The sequence below is a fragment of the Bacteroides ndongoniae genome, from assembly GCF_900108345.1.
Lineage (GTDB): Bacteria > Bacteroidota > Bacteroidia > Bacteroidales > Bacteroidaceae > Bacteroides > Bacteroides ndongoniae.
Map to the genome: position 1 here is coordinate 443,813 of NZ_FNVV01000014.1, position 25,627 is coordinate 469,439.

Genomic DNA, 25,627 nt, shown 5'->3' on the forward strand with positions numbered 1-25,627 from the left:
GAAAGTATTCAGACCATTTTTAATATTAAGAGTATAAAATTTCTTTTTAGGGCATACACACATATAACTACATTTTACCCGACATCCAATCCGTAATCATCCGTGTCATCTGTGGTGAATATCCCCCGTCATGTCAAACGAATATTTCTTTTCAATGTTTGGAAATGTAGCAAGAACTTCGTTTATTTGCGTTATGAACTTCATTTTGAAAGACTATGGCAAATTACATCCGTTTCGACTGGGCCATGAAGCGATTGTTGCGCAATAAGGCCAATTATGCTGTATTGGAAGGACTGCTGACCACGTTGTTGGAAGATAAGGTGAAAATCTGCAAGTTGCTGGAAAGCGAAAGCAACCAGGAGGATGAGTATGACAAGTATAACCGTGTGGACATGCTTGCCGAGGACTCACGGGGCGAACTGATCCTGATAGAAGTGCAAAACAACAACGAGTATGCTTACTTCCAGCGCATGCTGTTCGGTGCGTCGAAACTGGTGACGGAATATATCAACCGTGGCGAGGGATATGAAAAAGTGCGCAAGGTGTATAGCGTGAACATCGTCTATTTCTCGTTAGGGCACGGAAAGGATTTTGTTTACCATGGCAAGACGGAGTTCCGTGGCATTCACGAGGGCGACCTGTTGGAGCTTTCGCCATTCCAGCGTCAGACTTTCAAGGTCGATCAGGTGAGCCAGCTTTATCCGGAGTACTACATACTGAAGGTGAACGACTTCAACCGTGTGGCAAAAACGCCTTTGGAAGAATGGATTTACTATCTGAACACGGGCGAAGTGCCGGAAGGTGCCACCGCACCGGGACTGGAGACCGTGAAAGAGCAGTTGCAACTGGATCGTATGAGTCAGGATGAACTGAAAGCCTATTATCGCCACTTGGACAATATCGTCATCCTCCGGGATAATATTCAGACAGAACGGGCAGAGGGCAGAGCGGAAGGAAGAGCGGAAGGGAGAGAAGAAGGAAGAGAAGAAGGAAGAGAACAAGGAAGAGAACAAGGCATTAGGGAAGAGCGTCTAAAAAACGCTACTGCCATGAAAGCCGCCGGCATTCCAATCGAAACTATAGCCCAAATCACCGGACTCATAGTCGAGGAAATCAAAACCTTATAAACTGTCAATAATCCACGGATTACACAGATTTGTCAGATTAATTTATATGCAAACTGTAGAGACGCAAGATTTTGCGTCTCTATCCCTTACACATTATTATACTACTACCCCACCGCCATGTTTAATCCGTGATCATCCGTGTCTTCTGTGGTATTTTTCACCAGTTTGCAGGGTGAAATTTTGTCGTAATATCCTGTGGGTGAGCTGTTTGTGGTGAAATATGGATACGCGGACGACGAGGAGGGGGCGGACGAACGCGGATTTGAATTTTTAAATACGGGTGGAACGGATTTCTACAAAGGGATGAAAGTTGATACTAGTCTTGCCATGATTTTTCCCAGTTAGGAAAAAATTACTGCCCAGTTAGGAAATAATTTTTTCCTAACTAGAAAAAAACAGGTGGGTGACAGCCTGTGAGTGCAAGAGCCTGTCTGTAAAAGTTTCACCGTAAGCGAATGATAATAAAGATGTTGTAATGCAAAGAATGGATACGCGGACTACACGGAATGAGCGGATGAACGCGGATTTTAATTTTTAATTATTCATTTTTAATTGAATCAACGTGAAACTTTATCCTTCACCATATCCATCTGATTATCAATACTATTTTACCTGTTGAAAGCGTGAACCCAATTTCCCCTTTTCTCCTTTTCATCCGTGTTCGTCCGTCCCCTCCTCGTCGTCCGCGTATCCATCTTTCACCCTCCTAAAGTGCCACTTGGCAGACGTAACCACCTACTTTAGCCGCGTAATATGGGCAGTTAGCCGGCGCAACAAGCACCGCTCACTCCAGTTTCTCCACCTCCTCGCGCATCTCGCGGATGGCGGTCGACATCACCTTGGGCTCTTTCGTCAGCACAATCCGCTTCATCTCCTCCAACTTATCCGGATGACGGTAGTCGGGCAGAGCATAAAACCTCTCATAAAAGTACATTTTGCTATCAACCAAATTACAAATGTTTATACACTCAACTTAAAAGATACCAATGTATCTTCCGGATCGCGAATGATGCAATATCCTACTCCTTCTTTTTCGTCCACAGCCAGACAAGTGATTCGTTTACTCGACTTCAACAGTTTTACCGGATTCCCTTAACAGAACACACAAAATAAGTAAAGCTACATTTTTCATATTTGTTTCATATTTAGATGATTAACAATACGTATTTATAATTAAAAATCATAGTATATTTAAAGAAAAAAGTTACCAGTGACTAACCTAAGTATCATAAACCCATGTATACAAATGTCTTCCTCCAGTACAATCTTGGAAAGTAGTTTAATTATCTACCAACTTTCTACATTCGCCGCATCACTTTCTCGGAAAAAAGAACTAACTGTTTTATGACTGTACACTAAAGCCATAAACGGAAGCCACAAGAGCCAATCCAACCTACAAAATTTTTGTCTTTTTACTTTTCATGTCAGTAGTTTTATTTGTTAGTCTGGATAAAGGTAGGCAACCAGCTGATAATAGCTTAAAAAAATAGCTCAAAATTACTCAATAAGCACCTCAAAAAATATCAAAACACTATATATCATATAGATAAAAAAGGAATAGACGATCAGAATCTTACCAAAAATAAACGAAAGAGAGCAGCAGATTCCCCCCCTATCCGTACATTTTTATTGTCTCGCCAAGATCGATCGGCGGCGAAGAAAAACTTCGAAATAAATAAAATGTAATTACGGTTGTTCCGTAGGCATTACGATTTCATCCTCCTTGGGCCTGCACAACTTATAGGCGACACTCACATCCAGAATATCTACATCACTACATGCGTGTAGTTCCTTACGCAATCGAGAAATAGCAGAATGGAGGGAATGGATAGTACAATTTCCATCAGGCCATAAATGCTCCATGATATCCACTTTGGGCAGCTGATGTCCCTCCGCTTTGGCAAACAACATAAACAAACAAGACATCTGAGGATTCAGTTTCGTTTTTCCGTTCTCTCCTATCAGCATATGGTTGTTCGGACAGAACGTCAAGCCCTGCACCACCAGCACAGGCTAAGCCTCTTTTGCCGTTTCCATTGTCGGTAGGGATATCCAAGAAGGAAAAAGTTTGTGCAAGCCGATTCTGATCCAACGGAGAACCGACCGAAAATTGGCAACGACCATCACAAGACCTGACACTGTAAAAAACAGGAAAAACAACGTGTACCACTCGTCCTCGGTGAACATGCGATACCACAGATAACTTGCAAACCCCGTGACTTCCACTTCGCTCCGCATCCCCAGATAGCAGGAAAACAGGCTATCCGCATCTGCCAGATGCACAGTATCGCCGGCATAGGAAAAGGTTTCTTTTTCGAAAAAGTCGGTCACACCTACACGAACCGATAAACGGAGGCCGGAGTCGGACACCGACTTTTGCCATGAATGTAGCAACGTGTCGGCACTTAAAGGCGAAAGTAACAAGATATAAGATTGCATAACCCGGTATTCCGGCAACACTTCGAGGTTGTTCAACCGACGATGGAGCGGTATCGCATACGATCGCTTACCCACCCCCGTAATATTCAGTTTCACCGTGTCCTTCACCATCTCTTCCTTGGACAATACCGCCTGTGACCGGTTGGAGTAGAGCGATACTTTCATATTGTCTCTTTTCAAAAGCTCATGCTCCAATACCTTTGTGCACTCCTGCCGTGCTGTTCCTTTAAATGAAGATATATGGACATTGTAATAATACTTGCCAACCAAGAAGACACAAACGACACCAAACAGGATGGCTATACCTCCTTCTATCCACCTTACAGATTTTTTTCTTTTCATCTCCGACTTAAGATTTTGTTCGCAAAAATAATTGTTCTTTCTACACGAAACAACAAACAATGACTAAAAAACGATGACAAAATACTTCCGTCAGAAATAGTGCCGAACAGACCAACAGACGAATGTCCATAAATAAAGAAATGATGATAATGTGGTATGTCCATCAGTCTGTAGCATCCAACCGGAACTCTACCACAGGTTCATCACTGTTGACATCTGTAGTCCATAATATCCTCCGCTTTTCATCCACCGCAATGCCACACACATGACGGTCGAGTATATAACGGCGCAAGGGTGCTCCTGTTAGGCTGAACACATAAAGGTAACGGCCACCATCCTGCAGGCTTTCGCCTTGTTGGATGCTTTGGCCAATTTCCTTGAACGAAGTTCCCTGGAAAATGGCATAGACGGCACTGTCTGCCACCTGTACGTCGATGAACCCCATGATGCCCGTAGGGATGCCATACCCCTGACGTACTTGAAACTGCGGTTCGCCACCGGGTCCCAGGAGCACCGTATGCGTACTGTCGTGCAGGTTCCACAACTCAAGCACCTCGCCCAACTGGGTGGCGGCGGCCAACATACCGTTACGGGGATTGTAGTCGATAAAACTGCGCCAGGCTTGTGCCAACGCCGGACGGGAGTGGAGCAAAGCGTCTTCGTTGGCCGTGGGGATGGAGCCGAACCGGCGTAACAGGCGGCCGTCGCGGTTCACCACGCAGAAACGGCTGTCACCCGAATAGTCGGGAACGAGGCAAGTGGAGTCGCTGATGCTGACAAAATCGAGCGCACGGAGCAGTTGACGGTCGAGGCTGACCGTACCTACGCGAAGTAGCGAGTCGGCAGAAGGAGCAAACACGAAATGTGCGACCTGCGACTTGCCGGAATCGAGGACATGGAGCGTGTCGCCTGTCCAACGCATGTTTTCGGCGGAAATCAGGTCGTCGGGGCCATCGCCACGGCGACCGAAAGAAGCCAGATGACGGAAGTCGGGAAGGCTGAAGGCGTGGAAGAAATGGTCCGTACCATGAAGATCCATCACCACGGCACGGTCTGCCTGCACGCGGATGCGGAAGAGATAGCGGAACACAGCGGTATCGAGATGCAGCGGTGTGCCTGCAAGTTCTGCCGTTTGCGGGAAACCGTCGTAAACAGTCACCCTCTCGCGAAGAGGACGGGAACAGGCGGCCAGCCACAAAAGGACAAACGCGGCGGACAAACCGCCAGACAGTCGGGACAGAAACGCCGGTAAGGCGAAAGTCCGGTGGGAAGAGCATAAGGAAATAATACTCATATTTCTTTATTTTAAGAATTTGAACAAGTAAAATTCTGCTTGGTAGTTAAGAAGTTCAAGAGTTAAACCGATAATTTTACAATGGTTAATGATGAATGGTTAATGGTTGACGAATCGTAAGCTGACACTATCCACTAACTCATAAAGATCCACTTTTTCCAAGATACGACTGTTCGCTACGGTGATTGTCTTCCCTTCCGCATCCGGGGAAGAAGCCGATGGCTTGCAGGCCACCATTCCGATAAGGACAAAACCTAAAAGCACGATTCGTGTATTCATTCTTTTTTATTTTAATCAAAAAGCAACTTATATCGGATAAAATAGTTCTCATAGTTTCCATTGAATCCATAGAGCATATTGTTTTCCTCATCTACATCGAACAGGAAGGGAGCTACATCGAAACTGTATTGGGCTACTCCCCTGCCCTCATAATCCAATACTTCCAGGCAGCAGCCATTCTCCTGTCGGTCGTACAAGGCATAAATGTACTTCCGGCCTGCCATGACGTTCAGATAGCGCTGTACGGTATGCTGCATGCCGCCCATGCGGATTTCAGACTTCACGTCTTTGTCTACCAGACGCTTGTACAACGTCATGTCCGAAACCCGGTATAGGTCTATCTGTTTCTTATAGCTATATGCATAGACTATAAAGTCATCGTTGGCAGACATGATTCCGCGATGGCTGTCAAAAAAAGTTTCGCCATGCTCATCGCGTTCCATCGTTATCTGCCCGCTTGGCTTTCCGGTTATCAGATTTATCTTCTTGATCGTATAATCGGTAGAAACGGTACTGTAAACCAGCAAAGAGTCGCGCAGAATGTGCATCTGGTTGAAATTGTCGTATTGCGGCAGAAGAAGTGCGTGGGCTGCCTTCATTGCCTGTCCGTCGGTGACCATTGCTTTTATCGTGACAGGCGTGTAGCCCCATACATACAATGTATCCGAAAAACTTCGGCAAAACATCGGGAAGAGTCCTATTTCATCTTTGCCCTGTCCTTTGGTGCCCCAGCCGCTTTGCAGCAACAAATCGGGCAGTTCGTACCGCCACAGCATCGTGTCGCTCCTGCTGCTTGCCACGAACATCGATTTTCCTTTCAATGCAATAAAATCCGGAGCAATGATCTCCTTACATTCCAACATTTCTCCCTTCAAAGCCGCCTTCTGCTCAAAAGCCGGAAAAGGCATTTCGACGGATTGGGATGCGCATCCTGCCAATAAAAACAGCGACAACAACCCATACAAATAAGATTTCATATCCATACCCATGTTTCTATTTTTTCAATGTTTCTTTGCGTAATCTGTTACATGTCAAACGTATAAATTTCGTCTTCATTTTCGGCAAACACGCCATAAATGGTCTGTTCCTTTTCGTCAATGGCAAACGAACTGATCATGCGATCCAGATACAGCCGCTTCAGGGGCTTGCCTTCCCACGAGAATATCTGGACGGACGGATAAGACTTCTGTTCTCTGATCTCTTCGGGTGTCATGTCAAGGTTCAGCGTATAAATGTATTGTTCCGTTGCGCAGACGGCCAAAGGATAGATTCTCCGTTTGTCCGGTTCGATCGGAATGCGGTCGTCTTTAGGAGCTATATCCAATGTGACATCCCGAAGCAGACGACCAGCCTTGTCTATGATGCGGAAACGGCGGTCCGAAGTATAGAACGAGGCAAAGCACTCGCCCGAAGGATGGGCGGCGGCAATACGCCCATACGCCTGGTTGCGAGCCAGTACAGAACCGAAGCGGTCGGGCGTTTCCGGATAATCGACCTGCTGCTCGGCAGTGCCGTCCGGACGGATAAAGAGGTACTCTTTCTCCTCTTCAAAGTCGGTTTCACACACATAAGCCGAGTCTGCCAACATCAGCAAACCGTTGTAATAACTGCGTTGTACCGGAAGTTTGCAGGCAGTCACGACCGCTTTTCCATTGGCCAGTGAGATACCCTTCACTTCATTGACATCCAATACATAAGTCCGACCGGAACGCTCTCCCACAAGCTGGTTGGACGGCATACGGAAATCGGACGGCCCCTCGCCCCGTACCCCGAAGCTGTACAGATACCTGAGTCCGGCTTTGTCGAACACCTGAAAACAAGTATCCATCTTGTCGTTGAACACCACCAGGCAGGAGTCTGTCAGAAACATACTCCTCGGATACAGCATGACCGGAGGAATCCGGTGTACGTCTGCCACCAATGTATCTGTCACATCGAAAGATGTATATACCTCGGTTGTCTCCTGCCTGCTGCAAGAACACAGCATCCCGACCGCCATTAATAATGTAAAAATGTTGCGTTTCATCATTCTCATATTATATTTTCACTCTATCCTTTAATAAAATTGTTTTGTGATTCAGTGAAGATTCCTTGTATGAGAAATACAAGGTTTACAATTAGTTCTGAAACAAAATATTTCATATTCTTCTTTCTTACCATCTTAACTCATCGTATTCAAAAATTTCTTCTTTGTTCTCACTTGATAAAGGATTGTCAACATATAGCAAAAGCGCATCCGATGTCATGCACCAACCGGTCAACAAACTATAACGTTTTGTAGCCAGTTCGCTCTCACCTAAAATATTAAACTGATTATCGAATACGGTCAGATATAACTTCCTACCGGCCAATATGTCATTCAGTTTTTTTGATGTATTGTATTCTTCTTCGCCTACATGCAGCCTAATGTACATATCGCGTGCAGGCAAATAACCCACTTCATAAAAATGAGGATTTACCACTCCGTGTTTCTCCCATTTCGTATAATCTTCCTTTGACTCACACTTATCCGCTTTGTTTTTGCAGAAGCGGCTATACGCTTCGTGGATCGCAGTTTTTCCACTCTTCCGATCCATAACATACACATGAGATTCTACAGGATAATTATACAAGATTTTATCAGATGTAAAGGTAATGTTCGGACGATTCATATTGGCATAATCACCATCTCCTATGTCTGGTATCTCTACCGATGGCTGAAGGGCGTAGGTCACAGGAGGGATTGAGTCAGATAGAAAGACTTCACGTACCCCAAATGATACAGGATGCGTGGATGCGTTTCTTATGCCAAAGAGTAAAGAATGACGAATCTTGTCGTAGTACAAATCCGTTGTAGAAATCGCATAATTACGTTCCACCATCACAGACTGACCTGAAGGTAAGTTTGATAAGAGTTTTACCTTTCTCAACAATTCGCCATTACCATTCAGCAATAGAGCACTTTGAGTAGCATCCACTACCCAAATAGAGTCGGGGGAACAAACCATTAAGCCTGTAATAGGACTGATGACAGCTGAGTGTCCTTCTGTGTAAAAGGATAACTGAGTAGCTTTCCCATTCCGTAAATTGAAACGATCCAGTGCATGTAACTTAAAATTATAGCCATATAACCACTCTGTAGTATCTTGGTAGTAATCAGATAAATAATATGACTTCAAATTCAAGATATCGGCCTCGGGCAATATATGCTTTTTGATCTGTAGTCCTTTTAAGTCAGAATGATTGGTTTCCGAACTTTTATTATGTTTTGGAGAACAGGATGCAAAACAAAAAACAATAAATCCATATGCAAACATGCTTAATCTATTCATAGTAACTTACAATATTAAATGATCTTTATAGAAAACGATTCAATTTATTAAACTTATTATCTTATCAGTACCTATACCTAACAGGATAATTATATTTTTCAAACTTATATTTTAAAGTACGAACAATATTAGGGTTATTTCAGATTGAAAGATACGATATCAAATACTTCCTCATTTATGTCTGCATCCCACTCGTTTCGTATAATATATACTTTGTGGGCATTTTCATCTATATAAAATTGTCCCGATACATTATCAACAAAACGATAAGAATTTATCATATTGCCATTCCAATCCGTCTGGATCAACATACTTTCTGTCTTCTCTGCCATTGGGCTAACAATCATACGTAACAAATAACAATACTTTTCTGTAGGAAAACATCTGGTAAAGCCTGAATAGCCATTATCTAATGCCAACATCTTCGTATTTTTATTCACATCGGGAATACATTTTTCTGAAAATTTGAATGTCTGGATGTGTTTTCCTTCCAAATCATAGACATGAATCAAATCAAAAAAATACATTCCTACAAGAATACGGTTTTGTTGTTCGTTTAATGCAACTATTGATGCAAAGGTATAGTTATAGTCTGATACAGATTCATTTAAAGTAATAGGGCATTTTGCTTTCAAGGTTTTTCCGGTGTTCCTATTGTACACAAAGAACATATTGGGATTAGTGGCATCAATCTTCCTACCTACAATATAATTTTTAGATAAATTCGTTTCACTACTTATAAATATAGAATCCGGATACGGAATATATTCTTTTAATAGCAAAGCACCATTATCATCTTTTTCTATTTCCACTATTTTTTTAAGATTTCCTTCATCCAATAAAACCCTATCCACATCTACTGATAAAATAAAAGTAGGGTTAATCAAGTCATCAGCTCCATATCCTACAGAGCCTAAAGATTTTATTTTTTGCCTCGTCTCAATATTATAAACATCAATGCATGTATCTGCTTTTATGTTGATTACGAAAAGTAATGAATCAACTATTTTTATACTCACCGGATATTTGTCTTCAAATCTTAATATTGTTTCAGGAGATTGTAAAATTGTCGATTCCGACAAATCTACAAAATCTGAATTATTCTTAGTAGAAGTACACGAGAATATAGAGATACAAAGAATGATATAAAATACTATTTTCATAATTTCACTGTTATTGCCATTTCATTTCTTTATTATGACTCTCATTCGGTTGCGTTTTTTTATTTCTTCGAAACCAGTTCGAACCGTTCGAAAGTCATATAATCATCTGACTGGTTACCCATTCCTACCTGATAATCACGGCTTATGTACAGACCGTCTTTGTTTACAAGAAATACAAAGGAATTGTAAATGCCTTCGGGAAAAAGAGTCTCGCCTATTACTTGAAAATCTTTGTCAAGAATCAGGAAGGAGAACTTCTTCCTGCCATAAACGGCCTTACCCCACCAATTCATATTCCTGTCTAAATCAACCTTAGGATAGGCAAAACGGTAATAGATTTTCCTATATGGGTCATAAATCAGATCACCATAACGTGCCAGTTCCAGATAAAGACGAGGACCTGCTTCCGAATCTTTCTGTTCTTCGGTGGCAGAAGAAATATAGCGGCTGGCTGCTTTTATTCGTTTGATAGTGGAATGGTCGGCAGAAGCCACAACAATATCTTCACTTACGTAAAAGGAATAAACAAAGTTTTTTCCGTCGAAAATGCGGCTAAACTGCGAATTATTGGCACTTTTCTCTTCAGAAGTCAGCAAGGAATAGGTCAAAGGCAACTCTTCGCAAACCTGTTGTGTCGTATCAATCCGCACCGTGAGAGGAGTATCGTCCGCAGAATGGAAACGAGGAATATCCGGCTGAGTGATATACAGCTTCCCTTCAAGAAAAACAGGAGCGATGTAAGGATGTGAGGAAGGGGTATAAGACGGTAGTACCTTATATCCTTTGGCGGTGGTGTACCATAAGGTATTTTCTGAACAATTCTTCCTGTTGTATCTACTCTTATCAACCCGCTATAGGCATAGCTGGAAACGTACAGATGGTTAAAATCCTTGGCATAGTAACCGGAAACCTGTGCTACCCCATTCGGTCCATCCGCATCCAACTCTACTTTTGAAAGAAAACGGGCTGTTTTCCAGTCATAAAAAAGAAGCTGATTGGTTCGGTAATTCAAAAAAGACAAATAGTCTTTACCTGTTTCGTCAGAAAACGTATATAAGTAGAATGCATTGTATCGCACATCGCTGTCAAGTTCAAAGGATTTCACTTCTCCCGTAGCTTTCAGTTCACAGATATCCTTTACCTGCTCTTTTTTTCCATTACAAGCTCCCAACAGACAGCAAAACAGAAGTGAAAATAGTGTTCTCATATTCTTCTTATTTTTTAATTATTAAATACTAAATTCAAAATCTACAAGGGCAGATTACTTCTTTATTACAATAGTTACAGATTGCCGTATAGTCTTCATTCGTACGACAATAGCTACCATTTTCACTTTATGTCAACGTTTCCAAATTCTTCTTCATAACATCCCTGACATCATTTCCTTTGTCTAATGAGCATAAACGCCATAAACTGCCATTGCCGCAGCGGCTGTTAGAAGAGTAACCTTTAAAAGATTTTTTTTCGTATTCATCTTTCCATTCAAATATTCATACTGATGGAATTTGTCTTCCACACATTATAGGGTGCCGAAAGATACAGATTCCTATAAATAAAAGTTCTAAATTCATTTTCATATATTAAACATATTCATACCTTTTTAAATAAAACATATTTAAGTTTCGCAGGTGATCAACTTAGTAGTTGACAAGTCTTCAGTCAACAAGACAAACAAGGGCTGGAATGCCCTGTTTAATAAAGTATCACCAGAAACGGCTTTCTACAAATGCCTTGTCAACTTGTTACTTGTCAATTGCAACTTGAGCTTACGAATTGAATCAAAGTTGAGTAAACATGTAGAAAAGCATAACTCATTTCATTGTTATCTCTCAAAAATAAGCAATAATAATTCCAATATGCAAAATTACGACTCACCATTTCTAACAGACATATAAATCATTGAAATCCAACATTATAAAAATGACCGTTTATAAAATTGGATCACTATTCGTTTCTTCCATAGACCTGCTCACCAAACCTCACCATGCCCTCACCAAACCTCAAAGATCCTCACCAAATCGAAAAATACTCGATAAATACGAATAAAATGGAAGGAATCAGACGTAATTTATTGTATAGCTTTCCCAAGTAAATAGCCTGAATTTCAATTTGCCGATAAAATTAAAAAAATACAACCGAAATAAACCATCATCTCAACTGATATCAACTGACATTAATCATAAATATCTGTTTATCATAATATTAAAAATCGAAAATGTCAGTTGATGTCAGTTGGCGTTTTCATCCGAATGATTCATTTTTTTCTGTTTGTCTATCGAAGAAGGCAGGACAAGCTGATAAGAGCCATTTCTATCATTAGATATAGTAGCAGGCGATATGCTTTCGAGTTTATCCCGAAGGCGTCCTATCATCTTATAAAAACTATCCAAAGAGTAGGTTTCAAGCTCTTTTCCGATAGCCAGGTAAATATCATGTTTAGACAAAGTGTGATGAGGAGCTTTAAGAAAACATTCTAACAAATTAGACATGGTTGCAGACAGGGTAGCAATCGTCTTGTTATTCTCATTACAGAGTACGTTTTGCTCAGCGTCAAAATAGATTTCCATACCCAAATTGTAAAGCCGATTGTTTTTACTTCGCGTTCGGGGTTTTACGCCCTCTTCCTGAATTTTCGTTTTTGTTTTTCGGAGAGCTGATAAAGATTTATACAACTTTCTCAGACGGACAAAGAACAAGCAAAGGCATGGAACTCCCCCTCCTGCCAAGAATATTAATCCCCAATCTGTCCATTCCAACAAATCGTACCAGGAAATATCGGAAAAAGCCGTTATTTCTGCTTCGCAATAACTGCCTATATACCGGGTACACAGGCTGTCGTAACGTGTTACCGTAATAGAATCCGGAACATAACTGGTAGTTTCAGATAAAGGTTGCTTCAGTCGCAAACCAATATTATGATTGCAAACCGACGAATCGGACAATAATCGAGACCAACTTTTATATAAAGAATCTGCTTTTAACACCGATTCCAAAATTAAATAAGAATGTATGTCGCGAACAAATTTACTTGCACTGATATTATCATAGTATTTTGTCCGAGGGACAACGTAAGATTGTATGCCATGGATGGAACGTATTCTTCCTCGCACCGTATCGGGTAATTCTTCATTCAAGGATTCCGTGAGATTGCTGCTGAACAAATGGTTGGCCGTATCACGCGAAAGCATCTCCTGCTGCAAAGCTTTCGTCAAGATTTCTCCTGCTTTCAACTGATACGTTTCATGTCTATATGAAGTACGCATATAGCCAACCATTACGGCTAGCACTGCCCCTGTAAGCAAATAAATTGTTATTGATCTGAATCTTATTTTCTTCATATTGAAATTGGAATTCATTAAAGATAATTTTTATTTCGTTGCTGAGTATTTTTCTGTGTCGCTTATTTAAATCTTGCCATCAGTTCATCGCTGTTGATATTCCTTGGCTCCAATTAAATCTGACTGTTTGTCAGCAAAAAAACATCGATACAGTAGTTCCGAGAAGCAGCGGCGTTGCATATTCCGCCTTCTGCGGGAAATCGTCGTAAACAGTCAGCCCCTCGCATAGAGGACGGGAGCAGGCGGCGAGCCACAAAAGGACAAACACAGCGGACAAACTGCCAGACAGTCGGGACAGAAACGCCGGAAAGAAGAATATCCGGTGGAAAGAGAATAGAAAATTGGTTTTCATCGTGTTTCTTATTTTAAGAATAAATTGCACTCCTCTACCCCATGAAATTCTGTGTATTCTCTCTATGATGAAGGAGTCAGTAAATGTTTCTCAGATTAACAAAGCAAAAATAAGAATAAAGTCGGATAGTTCAAATGAATAATGTTACAAATTATTGCTTTTATGTAATATCTTTGTGTCTGTATCTTCGATTGGCTAACAAAAAGCTTTGTATGTATAACATTGTGTCCGGCCCGTATGTTTCTCGTACCTGTCGGGGCGAGATACGCCCCACTTTTTTATCCGAAAGACACACAGGCTGGACACAAAAAAACAGAGGGAAGCTGAGATTATATATGGATCAGCAGATCTGGAAGGTCGAACCCGTTCATTGTGAAGCTGATGGCAAATATGGCGGTACTAACCACCCAAAGAATCAACAGTGTCCATTTTAATCCAGTAGCCATGGCCTGCCACTTGAGCATAGAGCGGCAAACGCCATAAACAATGCCCAGCAAAGGGATGCCCAGCATCAGGGTACCTGCAATGTACATGACAATAGTTGACATTGGCGAGATGGGCAATATGATATCGGTGGTAGGAAACAGAGACAGCAATGCTGCTCCCCCGCCAATGCCGATAACGATAGCCATGAAAAGCAACGCAACAAAGACGACGGCAAAGATAAAGAGTACAGGGCTGCAGATAACGGCAATAGCAATTAGTCCCATTTTCAATATCCATCCGACAACGGTGACTATGGCATTGCCCAACGATGCAAGAAAAGAGCGTGGCTTGTCCGACCGGATGTATTCGTTTACCCCATTTCCTACCTTTTCGAATCCGTCGGTGACAGTTTTGCCGATGTTCTCTACAGTGACGGCTTCGCCACGCATACTCAGTTTCTCGGCAGCAGTCCGGGCTTCGGGAACAATAATCCAGCAAATGATGTAGAGCGGTATCAGTATTTTGAAAGAGAAAATCAGCAGAAAGACCATTGCCAGACGAAGCGTGGTGACATTAAGGCCAAAATAGGCTGCCGCACCACTGATGACGCCACCCAGCATCTTGTCGTCCGGATTGCGGAAGAAACGGCGATGTCCGGTTGTTTTCGTATTTTCGTCCGAAGACGGTTCGGTGTCTGTATCCATATCTTCCGGTTTTCCCATGCGTGCTATGACTTCCTCTACATCAGTTATGGTGATGACTTGGGCACCAGTCTGCAATTTTTCGGCAAACAGTTCGGAAATGCGTAGCTCGATGTCGTCTACAATTTCTTCAGCACTTGAATGTTTGCGAAAATGCAGCTTCAGATTATTGAGATAGTTGTCGAGAAGACGATAAGCGTCTTCGTCTATGTTGAACACGGTTCCTCCTAAATTTACAGTTAAAGTCTTTTTCATTGTGTTCTTCTGTTTATTAATTAATTCGTTTATTGTTCGTTGGATAGTCCTGCATAAAAGAGTCGAGGACTGGGCTTATCGGTTGGCTATGTGATTGACGGTTTCGTTCAGTTCCCGCCACGACACTTCCAGCTCACCGAGAAAAGTCTCTCCCTTTTCTGTCAGCCGATAATATTTGCGTGGTGGTCCTTGCGTTGATTCAACCCATTCGTAACTGAGCAAACCGTCGTTTTTCAGGCGGGTCAGCAGTGGATATAGTGTTCCCTCCACTACTATCAACCGGGCTTCTTTCAGTTTCGATATGATGTCGGAAGCGTAGGCCGGTTCTTTGTGCAGCAGAAGCATGATACAGTATTCCAGCATTCCCTTCCGCATTTGCGATTTTACGTTGTCTACATTCATGGTTAATTGTTTTGTATAGCACAAATATATGTATTATATGAGTACCTTGTATTGCATAATACTATATAATTATACTATATTAACGATTTGAGAAGTGGTGTATGTCCTATACTGTAGGTTTGAGAGATACAGGAATAACAGTGCAGAAGCCGATTGCGAGGTAAGAAGAAATACCTACAAGTACAGATGGGGTACGATGATAGCAAGAGGGGTAATTTTTTCCCAGTTAGGAAAATTTTTTTTCTAACTGGGAAGATATTTTTTCCTAACTGGGGAAAAAATACGGGATAATGTATGCAGAATATGCACAAAGTTGGCAAGGAGAAAAGCTGACAGGCAGAAAATAAAAGAAGGCAGCTGATTTCTTGTGATTCAGCTGCCTTCTTCTTATGTTAGGAACGTTGTGGTTACTTAGCTACTCTTTCGAGCCATTTCACCATAGCGAGCATGACTCCCATGGAGATAAGACAAACGATCAGGAATATGGCCCAGCAATAACCGATGGGGATGGCATTGTACATAAGCGGACCAATCCACAGCAAGAGGTTACCGACAGCCGTAGCACCCAGCCAGAGTCCTTGGCAGAGACCGAGAAGATGCTTGGGAGCAACTTTGGACACGAACGAGAGTCCGAGCGGCGAGATGAAGAGTTCGGCAACGGTAAGAAGGAAATAGAGAACGATCAATACCCATGCTCCGGCTTTCACTTGCTGGTCGATGGGGAGCTCGCGGAACTCGGTTGCAGACGGATAACCTTGCGAGAAGGAGTATACGGAAAGGAACAGGTAAGCAAGTCCTGCAATCAGCATACCGATGGCAATCTTGCGGGGAGTGGATATTTCTTTGCCTTTGCGAGCCATAGATCCGAAAATCATCATGATGATCGGAGTCAGCGTGATAACAAAGAATGGATTGACAGCCTGCCATATTTCGGGAGCAATGGTAGTGGTATTAACAAAGTCGCGGGCAAACAGCGAGAGGGATGTTCCGTTCTGATGGAATGAGAACCAGAAGAAAATAACGACTCCCAACACTGCAAACAGAGCATAAAGACGTTGTTTGATTTCTTTTGCCATCGCCTGTTTTTCTTCTTCGGAATACTGAACGGCAGCAACAGCCTCTTTCTTTCCCGGATTGGGGAATTGCTTCTTGGTTACGAGGAAGATAATCAGTGAAATGAACATGGCCGCTACCGATGCCAGGAACGAATAGTGGATACCTTCATTGAAAATCTGGAGATATTGTGCGCACGAGTCAGCCATATTGGCGGTATCGCCTACACATTGCGCCATCAGTTGGTTGAGGTTGCCCAGTGCTTCGGCTGACATCTGCTCTGCCTTTTCGATATATTCGTGGCACAGGGCAGGAAGGCTGGCGTTGTAAACCATGTTGTGTGCGTTCAGCCACCAGCTACGCAGAAGCGGAGCTACGAACGGAGCGATAAGACCACCGATGTTGATGAATACGTAGAAGATCTGGAAACCGGAGTCGCGCTTGCTTTTGGCAATCTTCAGTTCTTTTTCGCCTTTCTTGGCGGCTTCTGCTTCCAGGTCGTCGTACATCTGACCAACGATGGCCTGGAGGTTGCCCTTGAACAGACCGTTACCGAATGCGATGAGGAAAAGGGCGGCACAAGTCAGTGTCAGTAACCAGGTGATGTTTCCTGAATTTGCAGTAATGGGGAATGAAAGAACGATGTAGCCGACAGCCATAATGACAAGACCGGCCATGATTGTGCCTTTATAATTTTGTTTTTTGTCGGCTATGTAACCGCCTATGAGGCTTAAAAGGTAAATGCCGGCATAAAAGAATGAATAAATCAGTGTACTTTTTTCTTCGCTGATACCGAATTTAGAACAAAGGAATAATACTAGTACGGCATTCATGATGTAGTAGCCGAAACGCTCACCCATGTTTGAAAGTGCCGCAGGAATCAGACCCTTAGGATGTTTGTTGAACATAGAATTAATTTTTTAAATAGTGACTAAATATGTTTTTCAAATAATAATAGTTGCAAATATATACTTTTGGGTGAGATAATACACTAAAATAAGCTGAAAAATAGAAAGGGTATGCAAGATTTATATGGCTTGCATACCCTTGATAGGAACAAATTGTCAGTAAGGCTTGTAGAAGTTAATGTCAATAGAAGGTGCCTGGACAATCGGAATACTTTTCATTGTACATGAATATCAGAACAGTGTACATACTTCTGCCCGTACTTCCTTGATAAGGTCCTGTGGAGCCAGCTTCAGCTGCAGGCCACGGACACCGGCACTGATATAAATGTATGGATGCTGCATACATGTTTCGTGAATGTAGGTAGGAAATTGTTTTTTCATACCGATGGGAGAACAGCCGCCGCGTATGTAGCCAGTCAGTGGAAGCAGTTCCTTGACCGGTATCAGGTCGCACTTTTTATTGCCCGATACTTTGGCGGCCAGTTTCAGGTCGATTTCATTTTCGCCGGGAATGACGCAGACAAAGTAACCGGACTTGTCGCCATGGAGCACCAGGGTCTTGAATACACAATTGATGTCTTCGCCCAGGCTGGCTGCCACATGGACGGCGCTGAGATCTGCTTCGTCCACTTCGTAAGGAATTAATTCGTAGGCTATTTTAGCCTTGTCTAGTAGCCTTGCGGCATTGGTCTTATTGATTTTCATTTCGTTTTATCCTTTATGTTACATTTTTACGTTTTGCAAATGCTCAACTTATTAGTTTACAAGGCTTCAGCCAACAGGTTTGCAAGGCTCGGAATGCCCTGTTTGATGAAGTGCCGCTTGAGACGGCTTGCTGCAAACGCCTTGTTTATTCGTCAACTTGTGAATTCGTCAACTGCAACTTGAGCTTGCGAATAGAAAATCGACGAAATCAAAGTTGAGTTATATTTATCATAAATTGAACACCGGCGGGAAATCTTATTTCTGTTTCTTTGCCAGTTCCAACTCTTCCTTGAGGAATCGGGGCGTGAATCCTTTAGGGCTTTCGGCCACTTCTTCCGGAGTGCCACAAGACAGGACCTGGCCTCCCCCCTTCCCTCCTTCGGGACCCATGTCGATAATATAATCGGCCATCTTGATAACATCCAGATTGTGCTCGATGACAATGACCGTATTGCCTTTGTCGACAAGTCTGTTCAGCACGTTCATCAGTACACGAATGTCTTCGAAATGCAGACCGGTAGTCGGTTCGTCCAGAATATACAGGGTTTTACCCGTATCGCGTTTGGACAGTTCCGTCGCCAGCTTGACGCGCTGGCTTTCGCCACCGGACAGGGTTGTGGACGATTGTCCCAGCTTGATATAGCCCAATCCGACCTCCTGTATTACTTTTATCTTGTTCAGTATTTGCGGAACGTTCTCAAAGAATTCGACTGCGCGGTTGATGGTCATGTCCAGAACGTCGGCGATGGATTTTCCTTTGAAACGTACTTCGAGTGTCTCCCGATTGTAACGTTTACCGTGGCATACTTCGCAGGGTACGTATACGTCTGGCAGGAAATTCATTTCGATGGTCTTGTATCCGTTTCCCTGACAGGCTTCGCAGCGTCCTCCGCTGACGTTGAACGAGAAACGGCCGGGCTTGTAACCACGGATCTTGGCTTCGGGCAGGCCTACAAACAAGTTGCGGATGTCGGAAAATACGCCGGTGTATGTGGCTGGGTTGGAACGTGGGGTACGTCCTAATGGCGACTGGTCTACATTGACAACCTTGTCGATATACTCCAGACCTTCGATGCTGTCGTATGCCAGCGGGTCTTGCAGTGAGCGGTAGAACTTCTGCGACAGAATGGGCTGCAATGTTTCGTTAATCAAAGTAGATTTTCCACTTCCGGACACGCCTGTTATGCAGATCAGCTTGCCTAAAGGAAATTCTACATCAATGTTTTTCAGATTATTGCCTTTGGCGCCACGCAGCCAGATGCTGTGTCCGTTGCCTTTGCGGCGCTCGGCAGGTACCTCGATGGCACATTCGCCGTTGAGGTAACGAGAAGTCAGGGTGTGGGTACGTAGCATTTCCTGTGGCGTACCGGCAAAAACGACTTCTCCACCCAAGCGGCCAGCTTTGGGTCCCATGTCGATGACATAGTCAGCAGCCAGCATCATGTCTTTGTCGTGTTCGACGACAATAACTGTGTTGCCTAAATCGCGCAGTTCCTTTAATGAATGTATCAGGCGCTGGTTGTCGCGCTGATGAAGTCCGATACTGGGTTCGTCTAAGATATAGAGGACATTGACCAGTTGCGAACCTATCTGAGTGGCCAGTCTAATACGCTGGCTTTCACCTCCGGAAAGGCTGACGGCACTGCGGTTCAGGGACAGATAGTCGAGACCTACATCCAACAGGAATTTGAGCCGTGTCCGTATTTCTTTCAGGATTTCGGCTGCAATCTGTTTTTGCTTACTGTCCAGGTATGGATCTACATTCTGTAACCATTCGTACAAATCCTTGATATCCATGCTGGAAAGTTCGTAGATGTTCTTGTCGTGGATGCGGAACGAAAGAGCTTCCTTGTTCAGTTTGGCTCCCTGACATTCGGGGCAGACGGCAGTCTTGGCAAACTGTTCGGCCCATTTCTGGGCTGTGGCAGAGGAATCTTTTTCCTGCAGCATCTGGATGTATTTTACAACCCCTTCGAACGTTACAAAATAGTCGGAAGATGTACCGATCAATGAGCTTTTGATTTTTATGCGTTCGTCGGAACCGTAAAGAATCTCTTCGATGGCTTCGTCCGGCAAATCTTTCGCAGGAGTTTTCAGGTTAGCTTCGTATTTCTCCAGCAAGGCATCTATTTGCCAGAATATCATACTGTTCTTGTATTTCCCTACGGGGGCTAAAGCTCCTTCGTAAATGGACAGTTCGCGGTTGGGGATTACTTTGTCAATATCTATCTGGCTGATGACACCCAATCCCTTACATTTGGGGCAAGCTCCCTGAGGGGAGTTGAAAGAGAAATTATGCGGTGCCGGGTCACGGTAAGAGAGCCCTGTGACAGGACACATCAGACGCTTGCTGTAATGGCGGACCGTTTCGTTGTCAGCATCCAAAACCATGATCAGTCCATCGCCTTGCTTCATCGCTGTAGATAGGCTGCTTTTCAGACGGTTATCATCCTTTTCTGAAACAATCAGTTTTTCTATGACAACTTCTATATCGTGATTCTTATAACGGTCCAGTTTCATGCCTGGAAGGGCTTCACAGATTTTTTGGTCGACCCGTACATACAGATAGCCCTTTTTGCGGATCTGTTCGAACAATTCTTTATAATGTCCTTTCCGGTTGCGTACCAGCGGAGAAAGAATGTATATTTTCTTTCCTTTGTAATCTTTCAATATCAGGTCCAGAATCTGCTCTTCGGTGTACTTTACCATCTTCTCTCCCGACAGGTAAGAATATGCATCACCGGCACGGGCATAGAGAAGGCGCAGGTAATCGTATATCTCGGTTGTTGTTCCGACAGTGGAGCGTGGATTTTTATTGGTGGTTTTCTGCTCAATGGATATTACGGGGCTTAATCCGGTAATCTTGTCGACATCGGGGCGTTCCAAGTTGCCTAAGAAGTTGCGTGCATAAGCTGAAAACGTTTCGATGTAACGACGTTGTCCTTCAGCAAAAATCGTATCGAAAGCCAGTGAGGATTTACCGCTTCCGCTAAGTCCGGTAATTACCGTCAGGCTGTTTCGGGGAATTTCCGCATCAATATTTTTCAGGTTATGCACCCGGGCACCATATACATTGATATATTCAGATTCTTCTTGCATGTGATAAATAGGGTTTAAATCGGCTATAAACTTCATGCAAAAATAAGCGTTTCCATCCGAATATCATTTTAAATGGATTATTTTTCGGCTTTGGAAAGTAGAATATTATTTCTTAACTCATTCTTTTGGCTGAAATGACATAATATTCTTAACTTTGCATTAGGTTTGGGAAATATTAAATGTAACTATCGATATAATTAGTAATAGATGAGAACGATTAACCGGAGTGTCTGCTTGTTTTTATTGGCCTGCATCTGCGGATTGACAGTAAACGCACAAGAAAACCAGACTTATATATTGCATACTATTGAAAAAGGACAAAGTCTGTATTCTATTGCCAGCATGTATGGCGTCAGCCAGGCTGATATCGTAAAAATGAATCCTGGCAGCGATGAGAAAATCTATATAGGACATACACTGCGCATTCCACGAAACACAACAGGCAGCCAGAAAGAAACATTCCATACCATTGAAGCCGGTGAGACTTTATATCGGCTGACAGTGAAATACAATGTTTCTGCAAAAGCTATTTGCGATGCCAATCCGGGACTGAGTGCTGAAAATTTCCGTATCGGACAGGTTATCCGGATTCCGGCTCCAGACGAAACTCCGGTTGTTTCGGATATTGATAATTCATCTAAAACAGCTGATGTTGCCAGTGAAATTCCGGCTGCTGTACAATCTCGCTGCCGTGATATGCATAAGGTAAAGCGGAAAGAAACCATTTACAGCATCAGCAAGGAATACGGCATTACCGAGGCAGAACTGATTGAAGCAAATCCGGAATTGAAAGGGAAAAACAAGATAAAGAAGGGTTCGTTCTTGTGCATCCCCTATCCTACTACAACTGCAAATGCCGGAAATGCAAAGCCACAGACGATACCGACCAACAACGAACTGTTCAGTGAAAACAAAAAGGAAGCGGAACGTATCAGTACGATTAAGGCTGCTGTTATTCTTCCGTTTTTGCCCGATGCTGCATCGCGTAGCGAGTCGGCCCGAATGGTAGAGTATTACGAAGGCTTTTTGATGGCTGTCGATAGTTTAAAACGCAGTGGTACTTCGATTGACCTTTATACGTATAATTCCGGAGCGAATGTAAATTCGCTGAATGATATTCTTTCGAAAAACGAAATGAAGAATATGGATATTATATTCGGTCCGCTGCAGCAGCAGCAAATCAAGCCGTTGGCTGATTTTGCGAAGAAAAATGATATCCGTCTGGTTATTCCGTTTACTTCGAAAGACAATACGGTGTTCCGTAATCCGGCTATTTATCAGATTAATACTCCCCAATCTTATCTGTATTCGGAAGTATATGATCACTTTGTTCGTCAGTTCCCCAATGCAAACGTAATCTTTATCGAGGCGAATAGCAAAACCAAAGATAAGGCGGATTTCATCAAAGGCCTGAAAGATGAATTGCGTAACCGCTCTATTCCGATGGCTACCCTGGATGAGGATGCTTCGGTGGAAGCGTTGAAAAGTGCGCTTAAGACTGGCCGGGAGAATATATTCATTCCGACATCCGGAAGCAATCTGGTTTTAATCAAATGTTTGCCCCAACTAACTCTACTGGTTCGCGAGAATCCGGAATTCAGTATTCACATGTTTGGTTATCCGGAATGGCAGACATATACCAAGGATCATCTGGAATCATTTTTTGAGTTGGATACATACTTTTATTCCTCTTTCTATACGAACGATCTGTTCCCTGCAGCCAAGAACTTCACACGTAATTATCGGCGCTGGTATGGAAAAGATATGGATGAGCGTTATCCCAAATATGGAATGTTAGGATTTGATACAGGCTATTTCTTCCTTAAAGGACTGGCACGCTACGGAAGCGAATTGGAGAATAATCTTCAAAGAATGGATTTTGCACCTATACAGACAGGGTTCAAATTCCAGCGTGTCAACAATTGGGGAGGATTTGTAAACAAAAAAGTTTTCTTTGTCCGTTTTACAAAGAATTATGAGCTGGTGAAACTTGATTTTGATTGAATTGTGTGATGAAACTGAAAACAATAATCGGTACGACCTTATTGATGGGAGCATGTGCTGTACCTGTACATGCGCAGGTCGGTGAACAACGGCATAATTTTGCCATAGGTATTAACGGAGGTGTCAATCTGAACAGTGTGACTTTCTCGCCGAGCGTACGACAAAAAAATCTGATGGGAATGACAGGCGGAATCACTGCCAGATATATTTCCGAGCGATATTTTAAGATGATTTGTGGAGCACAGATTGAAATAAACTTCTCACAGCACGGTTGGGATGAATTCTACGAAGATTATCCGGAGCTGCAATATACGCGTAAGATGAATTATGTGGAAATCCCTTTCCTGGCTCATCTGGCTTTCGGAAAAGAACAAAGAGGAGTGCAGTTCTTTATTCACGCTGGTCCGCAAATTGGCTTTTTCTTGAGTGAAAGCTATACAATGAGTGATAATTGGGATAATTATTCGGGTATCACGGTAGAACAGCATGACAAGCCTGTAGAAAATAAGTTTGACTATGGTATTGCAGGTGGTGCCGGACTTGAAATACGTACTGGTATTGGGAATTTTCTGCTGGAAGGGCGTTACTATTATGCATTATCGGACTTCTATCATAGTACAAAGAAAGATTATTTTTCCCGTTCGGCGCATGGTGTGATATCTGCTAAAATCACCTATTTGTTTGACTTGAAAAGATAATAAAAGAGGCACGAATTTGTTTTTCAACATTCGTGCCTCTTTTATAAAATTGAAAATTGTTTTTATCTTAGTCTATCTGCAGCTCTTACCATTACTTCGTCCCGATAAATGGCACGGAATGAAAGGTAATTCAATATGATGCATATAACGGGCAAGCTTAAGGCCCATTTTAAATGGAAACCTGCATTTAAATCTTCTTTCAATACGAACATAAATACCAGAAAGGCAATATAAAAGCCAACCAGCAAGATGCTGCTGAAGATTGTCATGCGTATTTGCAGCATGCGGTTACGATAAAGGAATATAGTGCCGAAAGCTATGATGGCACTCAATATCAGTATACCGAACAATCCCCATGTGGATTGAAACTCTCCATTCGCAAGTGATACGCCTAATGGCTTGAAGATATGAGTCGTAATATTGTCTGTTTCGATGAAATACCCTATTGGCATAAAAGCCGTCATGACCAATAAAATCGTCACCAATAGCAGATAGACGGATTGGATGCGCTGTATCATTACTGTAATTTTTCTTTTTCCTTAGCCGGATTACGATAATAAATCTTTCCCTCGATATATTCCTGTGTAGCTATCAAGGTCGGTTTAGGCAGTTTCTCATAATAACGGGAGATCTCAATCTGTTCGCGATTTTCGAATACTTCTTCCAAGTTGTCGTTATAAGAAGCGAATTCGGCCAATTTCTTGGAGAGGTCATTTTTGATCTCCACGCTGATTTGATTAGCGCGTTTGGCTATGATCGCAACAGTTTCATACACATTACCGGTATCCTCACACAATTCCATCATGTCACGGGTTACCGTAGTTGTTGGAGCATTCGTTTTTCTGTAATCCATAAATCTTTTTATCTAATTTAAAATTCACGTATTTCTTTGTATTATTTGATAGGTGTTTTTTATTCACCTAATACTTTTCTTGACTCTTGGAAAATGCGTTCTGCATCTTTCAGATATTTGCTTTCGGGAAACTCATTTTTGAAAGCATAATACTCGTCTACCGTTTCACGATAGCGCTCGGGCTTTTTATCGTCTACACTGTTGATGGCCATTTCGTATTTGGCACGTAAGATAAGTATCGACAAGTCCTCACGAAGGTTGGTATAAGGATAATCCTTAAGGGCATTTTGTGCGGTAATTACGCATGAAAGGTAGTTGTTTCCGAGATAATTGCCTAAATTGTAATACATCTTGGCTGAAAGATATTCCTTCATAACCAGCTTGTCTTGCAAGGCAAATATCATATTCTGGGCTTCTTCCTTTCTTGCACTTTGCGGGAAATACTCCATAAACATCTGAAGTTGCTGTATGGCAGTGTAGGTGCCAGACTGATCCAAACGGGGTTCTGGAGTGTCAAGATAGAGAGCTTTTCCGGCATGGAAACGTGCCAACTCTGTATATATACCACGAGGATATACGTTGTAGTACTGAATAAACGTTTGTGCGGCAGTCTGATAATCTTTCTGATTATAATAACTCATTCCCAGCATATACAGGGATTCTTCTGCTTTATCTGTACCTTTCAGAATGGCGATCAATTCATTAAGCAAAGTTGCAGCACGGTTATATTGCCCTTTGGCAAAGTAATTCTTTGCAGCTTCATACTTGTACTCATAATCAGTACTTTTCAGTAATTTATTGTATTCTCCGCATGAGGGCAGTAGCAAAGCTGACAGCAAAATTATTAATATGTTCTTTTTCATTACTTTTATTCAAAT

23 protein-coding genes and 1 pseudogene are annotated in these 25,627 nt (G+C 42.6%); 3 read left to right on the plus strand and 21 right to left on the minus strand.

Annotation, left to right across the window (positions count from 1 at the left end):
• Window positions 1-215 precede the first annotated feature (215 nt).
• Window positions 216-1,127, plus strand: coding sequence for an Rpn family recombination-promoting nuclease/putative transposase (locus tag BQ5591_RS12770; protein ID WP_071149651.1), 912 nt, complete (start codon window positions 216-218; stop codon window positions 1,125-1,127).
• A 784-nt stretch (window positions 1,128-1,911) separates the two neighbouring features.
• Here BQ5591_RS12770 and BQ5591_RS21420 read toward each other — a convergent pair.
• The 18 genes and pseudogenes from BQ5591_RS21420 to uvrA all read right to left on the minus strand — a co-directional run bounded on the left by BQ5591_RS21420 (window position 1,912) and on the right by uvrA (window position 21,194).
• Window positions 1,912-2,076, minus strand: a complete 165-nt coding sequence (locus BQ5591_RS21420; RefSeq protein WP_159434477.1) for a hypothetical protein — start codon at window positions 2,074-2,076, stop codon at window positions 1,912-1,914.
• Window positions 2,077-2,813: 737 nt separating this feature from the next.
• Window positions 2,814-3,095 (minus strand): winged helix-turn-helix domain-containing protein, encoded by a 282-nt coding sequence (locus BQ5591_RS12775; protein ID WP_205410637.1) that lies wholly within the window; start codon window positions 3,093-3,095, stop codon window positions 2,814-2,816.
• 45 nt (window positions 3,096-3,140) lie between these two features.
• Entirely contained in the window at window positions 3,141-3,908 is a 768-nt protein-coding gene (locus tag BQ5591_RS12780; RefSeq protein WP_071149653.1) for a hypothetical protein, read from the minus strand.
• A gap of 163 nt (window positions 3,909-4,071) precedes the next feature.
• Window positions 4,072-5,202 (minus strand): BF3164 family lipoprotein, encoded by a 1,131-nt coding sequence (locus BQ5591_RS12785; RefSeq protein ID WP_083380974.1) that lies wholly within the window; start codon window positions 5,200-5,202, stop codon window positions 4,072-4,074.
• Window positions 5,203-5,301: 99 nt separating this feature from the next.
• Window positions 5,302-5,481: a hypothetical protein gene (locus BQ5591_RS12790; RefSeq protein WP_071149654.1), complete on the minus strand. Its 180-nt coding sequence runs from the start codon at window positions 5,479-5,481 to the stop codon at window positions 5,302-5,304.
• An 11-nt stretch (window positions 5,482-5,492) separates the two neighbouring features.
• The gene (locus BQ5591_RS12795) at window positions 5,493-6,458 is read right to left on the minus strand and encodes a TolB-like 6-bladed beta-propeller domain-containing protein (RefSeq protein ID WP_159434478.1); all 966 of its coding nucleotides are present in this window, start codon (window positions 6,456-6,458) and stop codon (window positions 5,493-5,495) included.
• 47 nt (window positions 6,459-6,505) lie between these two features.
• Entirely contained in the window at window positions 6,506-7,516 is a 1,011-nt protein-coding gene (locus BQ5591_RS12800; RefSeq protein WP_113740879.1) for a TolB-like 6-bladed beta-propeller domain-containing protein, read from the minus strand.
• A gap of 118 nt (window positions 7,517-7,634) precedes the next feature.
• Window positions 7,635-8,792: a DUF4221 family protein gene (locus BQ5591_RS12805; RefSeq protein ID WP_083380975.1), complete on the minus strand. Its 1,158-nt coding sequence runs from the start codon at window positions 8,790-8,792 to the stop codon at window positions 7,635-7,637.
• A gap of 134 nt (window positions 8,793-8,926) precedes the next feature.
• On the minus strand, window positions 8,927-9,955 hold the full coding sequence (locus tag BQ5591_RS12810; RefSeq protein WP_071149657.1) for a BF3164 family lipoprotein: 1,029 nt from the start codon (window positions 9,953-9,955) through the stop codon (window positions 8,927-8,929).
• 59 nt (window positions 9,956-10,014) lie between these two features.
• Window positions 10,015-10,692 (minus strand): DUF4221 family protein, encoded by a 678-nt coding sequence (locus BQ5591_RS22030; protein WP_083380976.1) that lies wholly within the window; start codon window positions 10,690-10,692, stop codon window positions 10,015-10,017.
• A 56-nt stretch (window positions 10,693-10,748) separates the two neighbouring features.
• Window positions 10,749-11,162: pseudogene (locus tag BQ5591_RS22035) on the minus strand (DUF4221 family protein); the annotation flags it as partial.
• Window positions 11,163-12,183: 1,021 nt separating this feature from the next.
• Window positions 12,184-13,293, minus strand: coding sequence for a helix-turn-helix domain-containing protein (locus BQ5591_RS12825; RefSeq protein WP_159434479.1), 1,110 nt, complete (start codon window positions 13,291-13,293; stop codon window positions 12,184-12,186).
• Window positions 13,294-13,423: 130 nt separating this feature from the next.
• Window positions 13,424-13,645, minus strand: a complete 222-nt coding sequence (locus BQ5591_RS12830; protein ID WP_071149661.1) for a hypothetical protein — start codon at window positions 13,643-13,645, stop codon at window positions 13,424-13,426.
• Window positions 13,646-13,974: 329 nt separating this feature from the next.
• The gene (locus BQ5591_RS12835; protein ID WP_022162827.1) at window positions 13,975-15,027 is read right to left on the minus strand and encodes a PspC domain-containing protein; all 1,053 of its coding nucleotides are present in this window, start codon (window positions 15,025-15,027) and stop codon (window positions 13,975-13,977) included.
• Between the two features lie 75 nt (window positions 15,028-15,102).
• Window positions 15,103-15,429 carry a PadR family transcriptional regulator gene (locus tag BQ5591_RS12840; protein WP_071149662.1) on the minus strand — a complete coding sequence of 109 codons (327 nt, stop codon included), beginning with the start codon at window positions 15,427-15,429 and terminating at the stop codon, window positions 15,103-15,105.
• A gap of 407 nt (window positions 15,430-15,836) precedes the next feature.
• Window positions 15,837-17,390 carry a peptide MFS transporter gene (locus BQ5591_RS12845; RefSeq protein WP_071149663.1) on the minus strand — a complete coding sequence of 518 codons (1,554 nt, stop codon included), beginning with the start codon at window positions 17,388-17,390 and terminating at the stop codon, window positions 15,837-15,839.
• A gap of 231 nt (window positions 17,391-17,621) precedes the next feature.
• Window positions 17,622-18,095, minus strand: a complete 474-nt coding sequence (gene ybaK / locus BQ5591_RS12850; RefSeq protein ID WP_071149664.1) for a Cys-tRNA(Pro) deacylase — start codon at window positions 18,093-18,095, stop codon at window positions 17,622-17,624.
• A 255-nt stretch (window positions 18,096-18,350) separates the two neighbouring features.
• Window positions 18,351-21,194, minus strand: a complete 2,844-nt coding sequence (gene uvrA, locus BQ5591_RS12855) for an excinuclease ABC subunit UvrA (protein ID WP_071150711.1) — start codon at window positions 21,192-21,194, stop codon at window positions 18,351-18,353.
• A gap of 207 nt (window positions 21,195-21,401) precedes the next feature.
• Between uvrA and BQ5591_RS12860 the strand changes: the two genes are divergently transcribed.
• Together BQ5591_RS12860 and BQ5591_RS12865 are read left to right on the plus strand one after the other, a co-directional pair.
• Entirely contained in the window at window positions 21,402-23,198 is a 1,797-nt protein-coding gene (locus BQ5591_RS12860; RefSeq protein WP_071149665.1) for a LysM peptidoglycan-binding domain-containing protein, read from the plus strand.
• Between the two features lie 8 nt (window positions 23,199-23,206).
• Window positions 23,207-23,896 (plus strand): porin family protein, encoded by a 690-nt coding sequence (locus BQ5591_RS12865; protein WP_071150712.1) that lies wholly within the window; start codon window positions 23,207-23,209, stop codon window positions 23,894-23,896.
• A 62-nt stretch (window positions 23,897-23,958) separates the two neighbouring features.
• On the opposite strand, the gene BQ5591_RS12870 is transcribed toward BQ5591_RS12865, so the two are convergent.
• Genes BQ5591_RS12870 through BQ5591_RS12880 form a run of 3 tightly spaced genes read right to left on the minus strand, consistent with a single transcriptional unit; the run spans window position 23,959 to window position 25,612 of the window.
• Window positions 23,959-24,414 (minus strand): DUF4293 domain-containing protein, encoded by a 456-nt coding sequence (locus tag BQ5591_RS12870; RefSeq protein WP_022162820.1) that lies wholly within the window; start codon window positions 24,412-24,414, stop codon window positions 23,959-23,961.
• Window positions 24,414-24,749, minus strand: coding sequence for a DNA-directed RNA polymerase subunit omega (locus BQ5591_RS12875; protein ID WP_022162819.1), 336 nt, complete (start codon window positions 24,747-24,749; stop codon window positions 24,414-24,416). The genes BQ5591_RS12870 and BQ5591_RS12875 overlap by 1 nt, the downstream gene beginning before the upstream one ends.
• Window positions 24,750-24,808: 59 nt before the next feature.
• Window positions 24,809-25,612: an outer membrane protein assembly factor BamD gene (locus tag BQ5591_RS12880; RefSeq protein ID WP_071149666.1), complete on the minus strand. Its 804-nt coding sequence runs from the start codon at window positions 25,610-25,612 to the stop codon at window positions 24,809-24,811.
• Window positions 25,613-25,627 lie beyond the last annotated feature (15 nt).

What these genes read in the sequence shown, in the direction of transcription:
- BQ5591_RS12825 (WP_159434479.1), bottom strand. Translation starts at nt 13,293, where the DNA reads ATGAAGAAAATAAGATTCAGATCAATAACAATTTATTTGCTTACAGGG.
- uvrA (WP_071150711.1), bottom strand. Translation starts at nt 21,194, where the DNA reads ATGCAAGAAGAATCTGAATATATCAATGTATATGGTGCCCGGGTGCAT.
- BQ5591_RS12845 (WP_071149663.1), bottom strand. Translation starts at nt 17,390, where the DNA reads ATGTTCAACAAACATCCTAAGGGTCTGATTCCTGCGGCACTTTCAAAC.
- BQ5591_RS12775 (WP_205410637.1), bottom strand. Translation starts at nt 3,095, where the DNA reads ATGCTGATAGGAGAGAACGGAAAAACGAAACTGAATCCTCAGATGTCT.
- BQ5591_RS12790 (WP_071149654.1), bottom strand. Translation starts at nt 5,481, where the DNA reads ATGAATACACGAATCGTGCTTTTAGGTTTTGTCCTTATCGGAATGGTG.
- BQ5591_RS12830 (WP_071149661.1), bottom strand. Translation starts at nt 13,645, where the DNA reads ATGAAAACCAATTTTCTATTCTCTTTCCACCGGATATTCTTCTTTCCG.
- BQ5591_RS12865 (WP_071150712.1), top strand. Translation starts at nt 23,207, where the DNA reads ATGAAACTGAAAACAATAATCGGTACGACCTTATTGATGGGAGCATGT.
- BQ5591_RS12795 (WP_159434478.1), bottom strand. Translation starts at nt 6,458, where the DNA reads ATGAAATCTTATTTGTATGGGTTGTTGTCGCTGTTTTTATTGGCAGGA.
- BQ5591_RS12835 (WP_022162827.1), bottom strand. Translation starts at nt 15,027, where the DNA reads ATGAAAAAGACTTTAACTGTAAATTTAGGAGGAACCGTGTTCAACATA.
- BQ5591_RS12800 (WP_113740879.1), bottom strand. Translation starts at nt 7,516, where the DNA reads ATGAGAATGATGAAACGCAACATTTTTACATTATTAATGGCGGTCGGG.
- BQ5591_RS12770 (WP_071149651.1), top strand. Translation starts at nt 216, where the DNA reads ATGGCAAATTACATCCGTTTCGACTGGGCCATGAAGCGATTGTTGCGC.
- BQ5591_RS12785 (WP_083380974.1), bottom strand. Translation starts at nt 5,202, where the DNA reads ATGAGTATTATTTCCTTATGCTCTTCCCACCGGACTTTCGCCTTACCG.
- ybaK (WP_071149664.1), bottom strand. Translation starts at nt 18,095, where the DNA reads ATGAAAATCAATAAGACCAATGCCGCAAGGCTACTAGACAAGGCTAAA.
- BQ5591_RS12780 (WP_071149653.1), bottom strand. Translation starts at nt 3,908, where the DNA reads ATGAAAAGAAAAAAATCTGTAAGGTGGATAGAAGGAGGTATAGCCATC.
- BQ5591_RS12810 (WP_071149657.1), bottom strand. Translation starts at nt 9,955, where the DNA reads ATGAAAATAGTATTTTATATCATTCTTTGTATCTCTATATTCTCGTGT.
- BQ5591_RS12805 (WP_083380975.1), bottom strand. Translation starts at nt 8,792, where the DNA reads ATGAATAGATTAAGCATGTTTGCATATGGATTTATTGTTTTTTGTTTT.
- BQ5591_RS12880 (WP_071149666.1), bottom strand. Translation starts at nt 25,612, where the DNA reads ATGAAAAAGAACATATTAATAATTTTGCTGTCAGCTTTGCTACTGCCC.
- BQ5591_RS12860 (WP_071149665.1), top strand. Translation starts at nt 21,402, where the DNA reads ATGAGAACGATTAACCGGAGTGTCTGCTTGTTTTTATTGGCCTGCATC.
- BQ5591_RS12840 (WP_071149662.1), bottom strand. Translation starts at nt 15,429, where the DNA reads ATGAATGTAGACAACGTAAAATCGCAAATGCGGAAGGGAATGCTGGAA.
- BQ5591_RS12875 (WP_022162819.1), bottom strand. Translation starts at nt 24,749, where the DNA reads ATGGATTACAGAAAAACGAATGCTCCAACAACTACGGTAACCCGTGAC.
- BQ5591_RS12870 (WP_022162820.1), bottom strand. Translation starts at nt 24,414, where the DNA reads ATGATACAGCGCATCCAATCCGTCTATCTGCTATTGGTGACGATTTTA.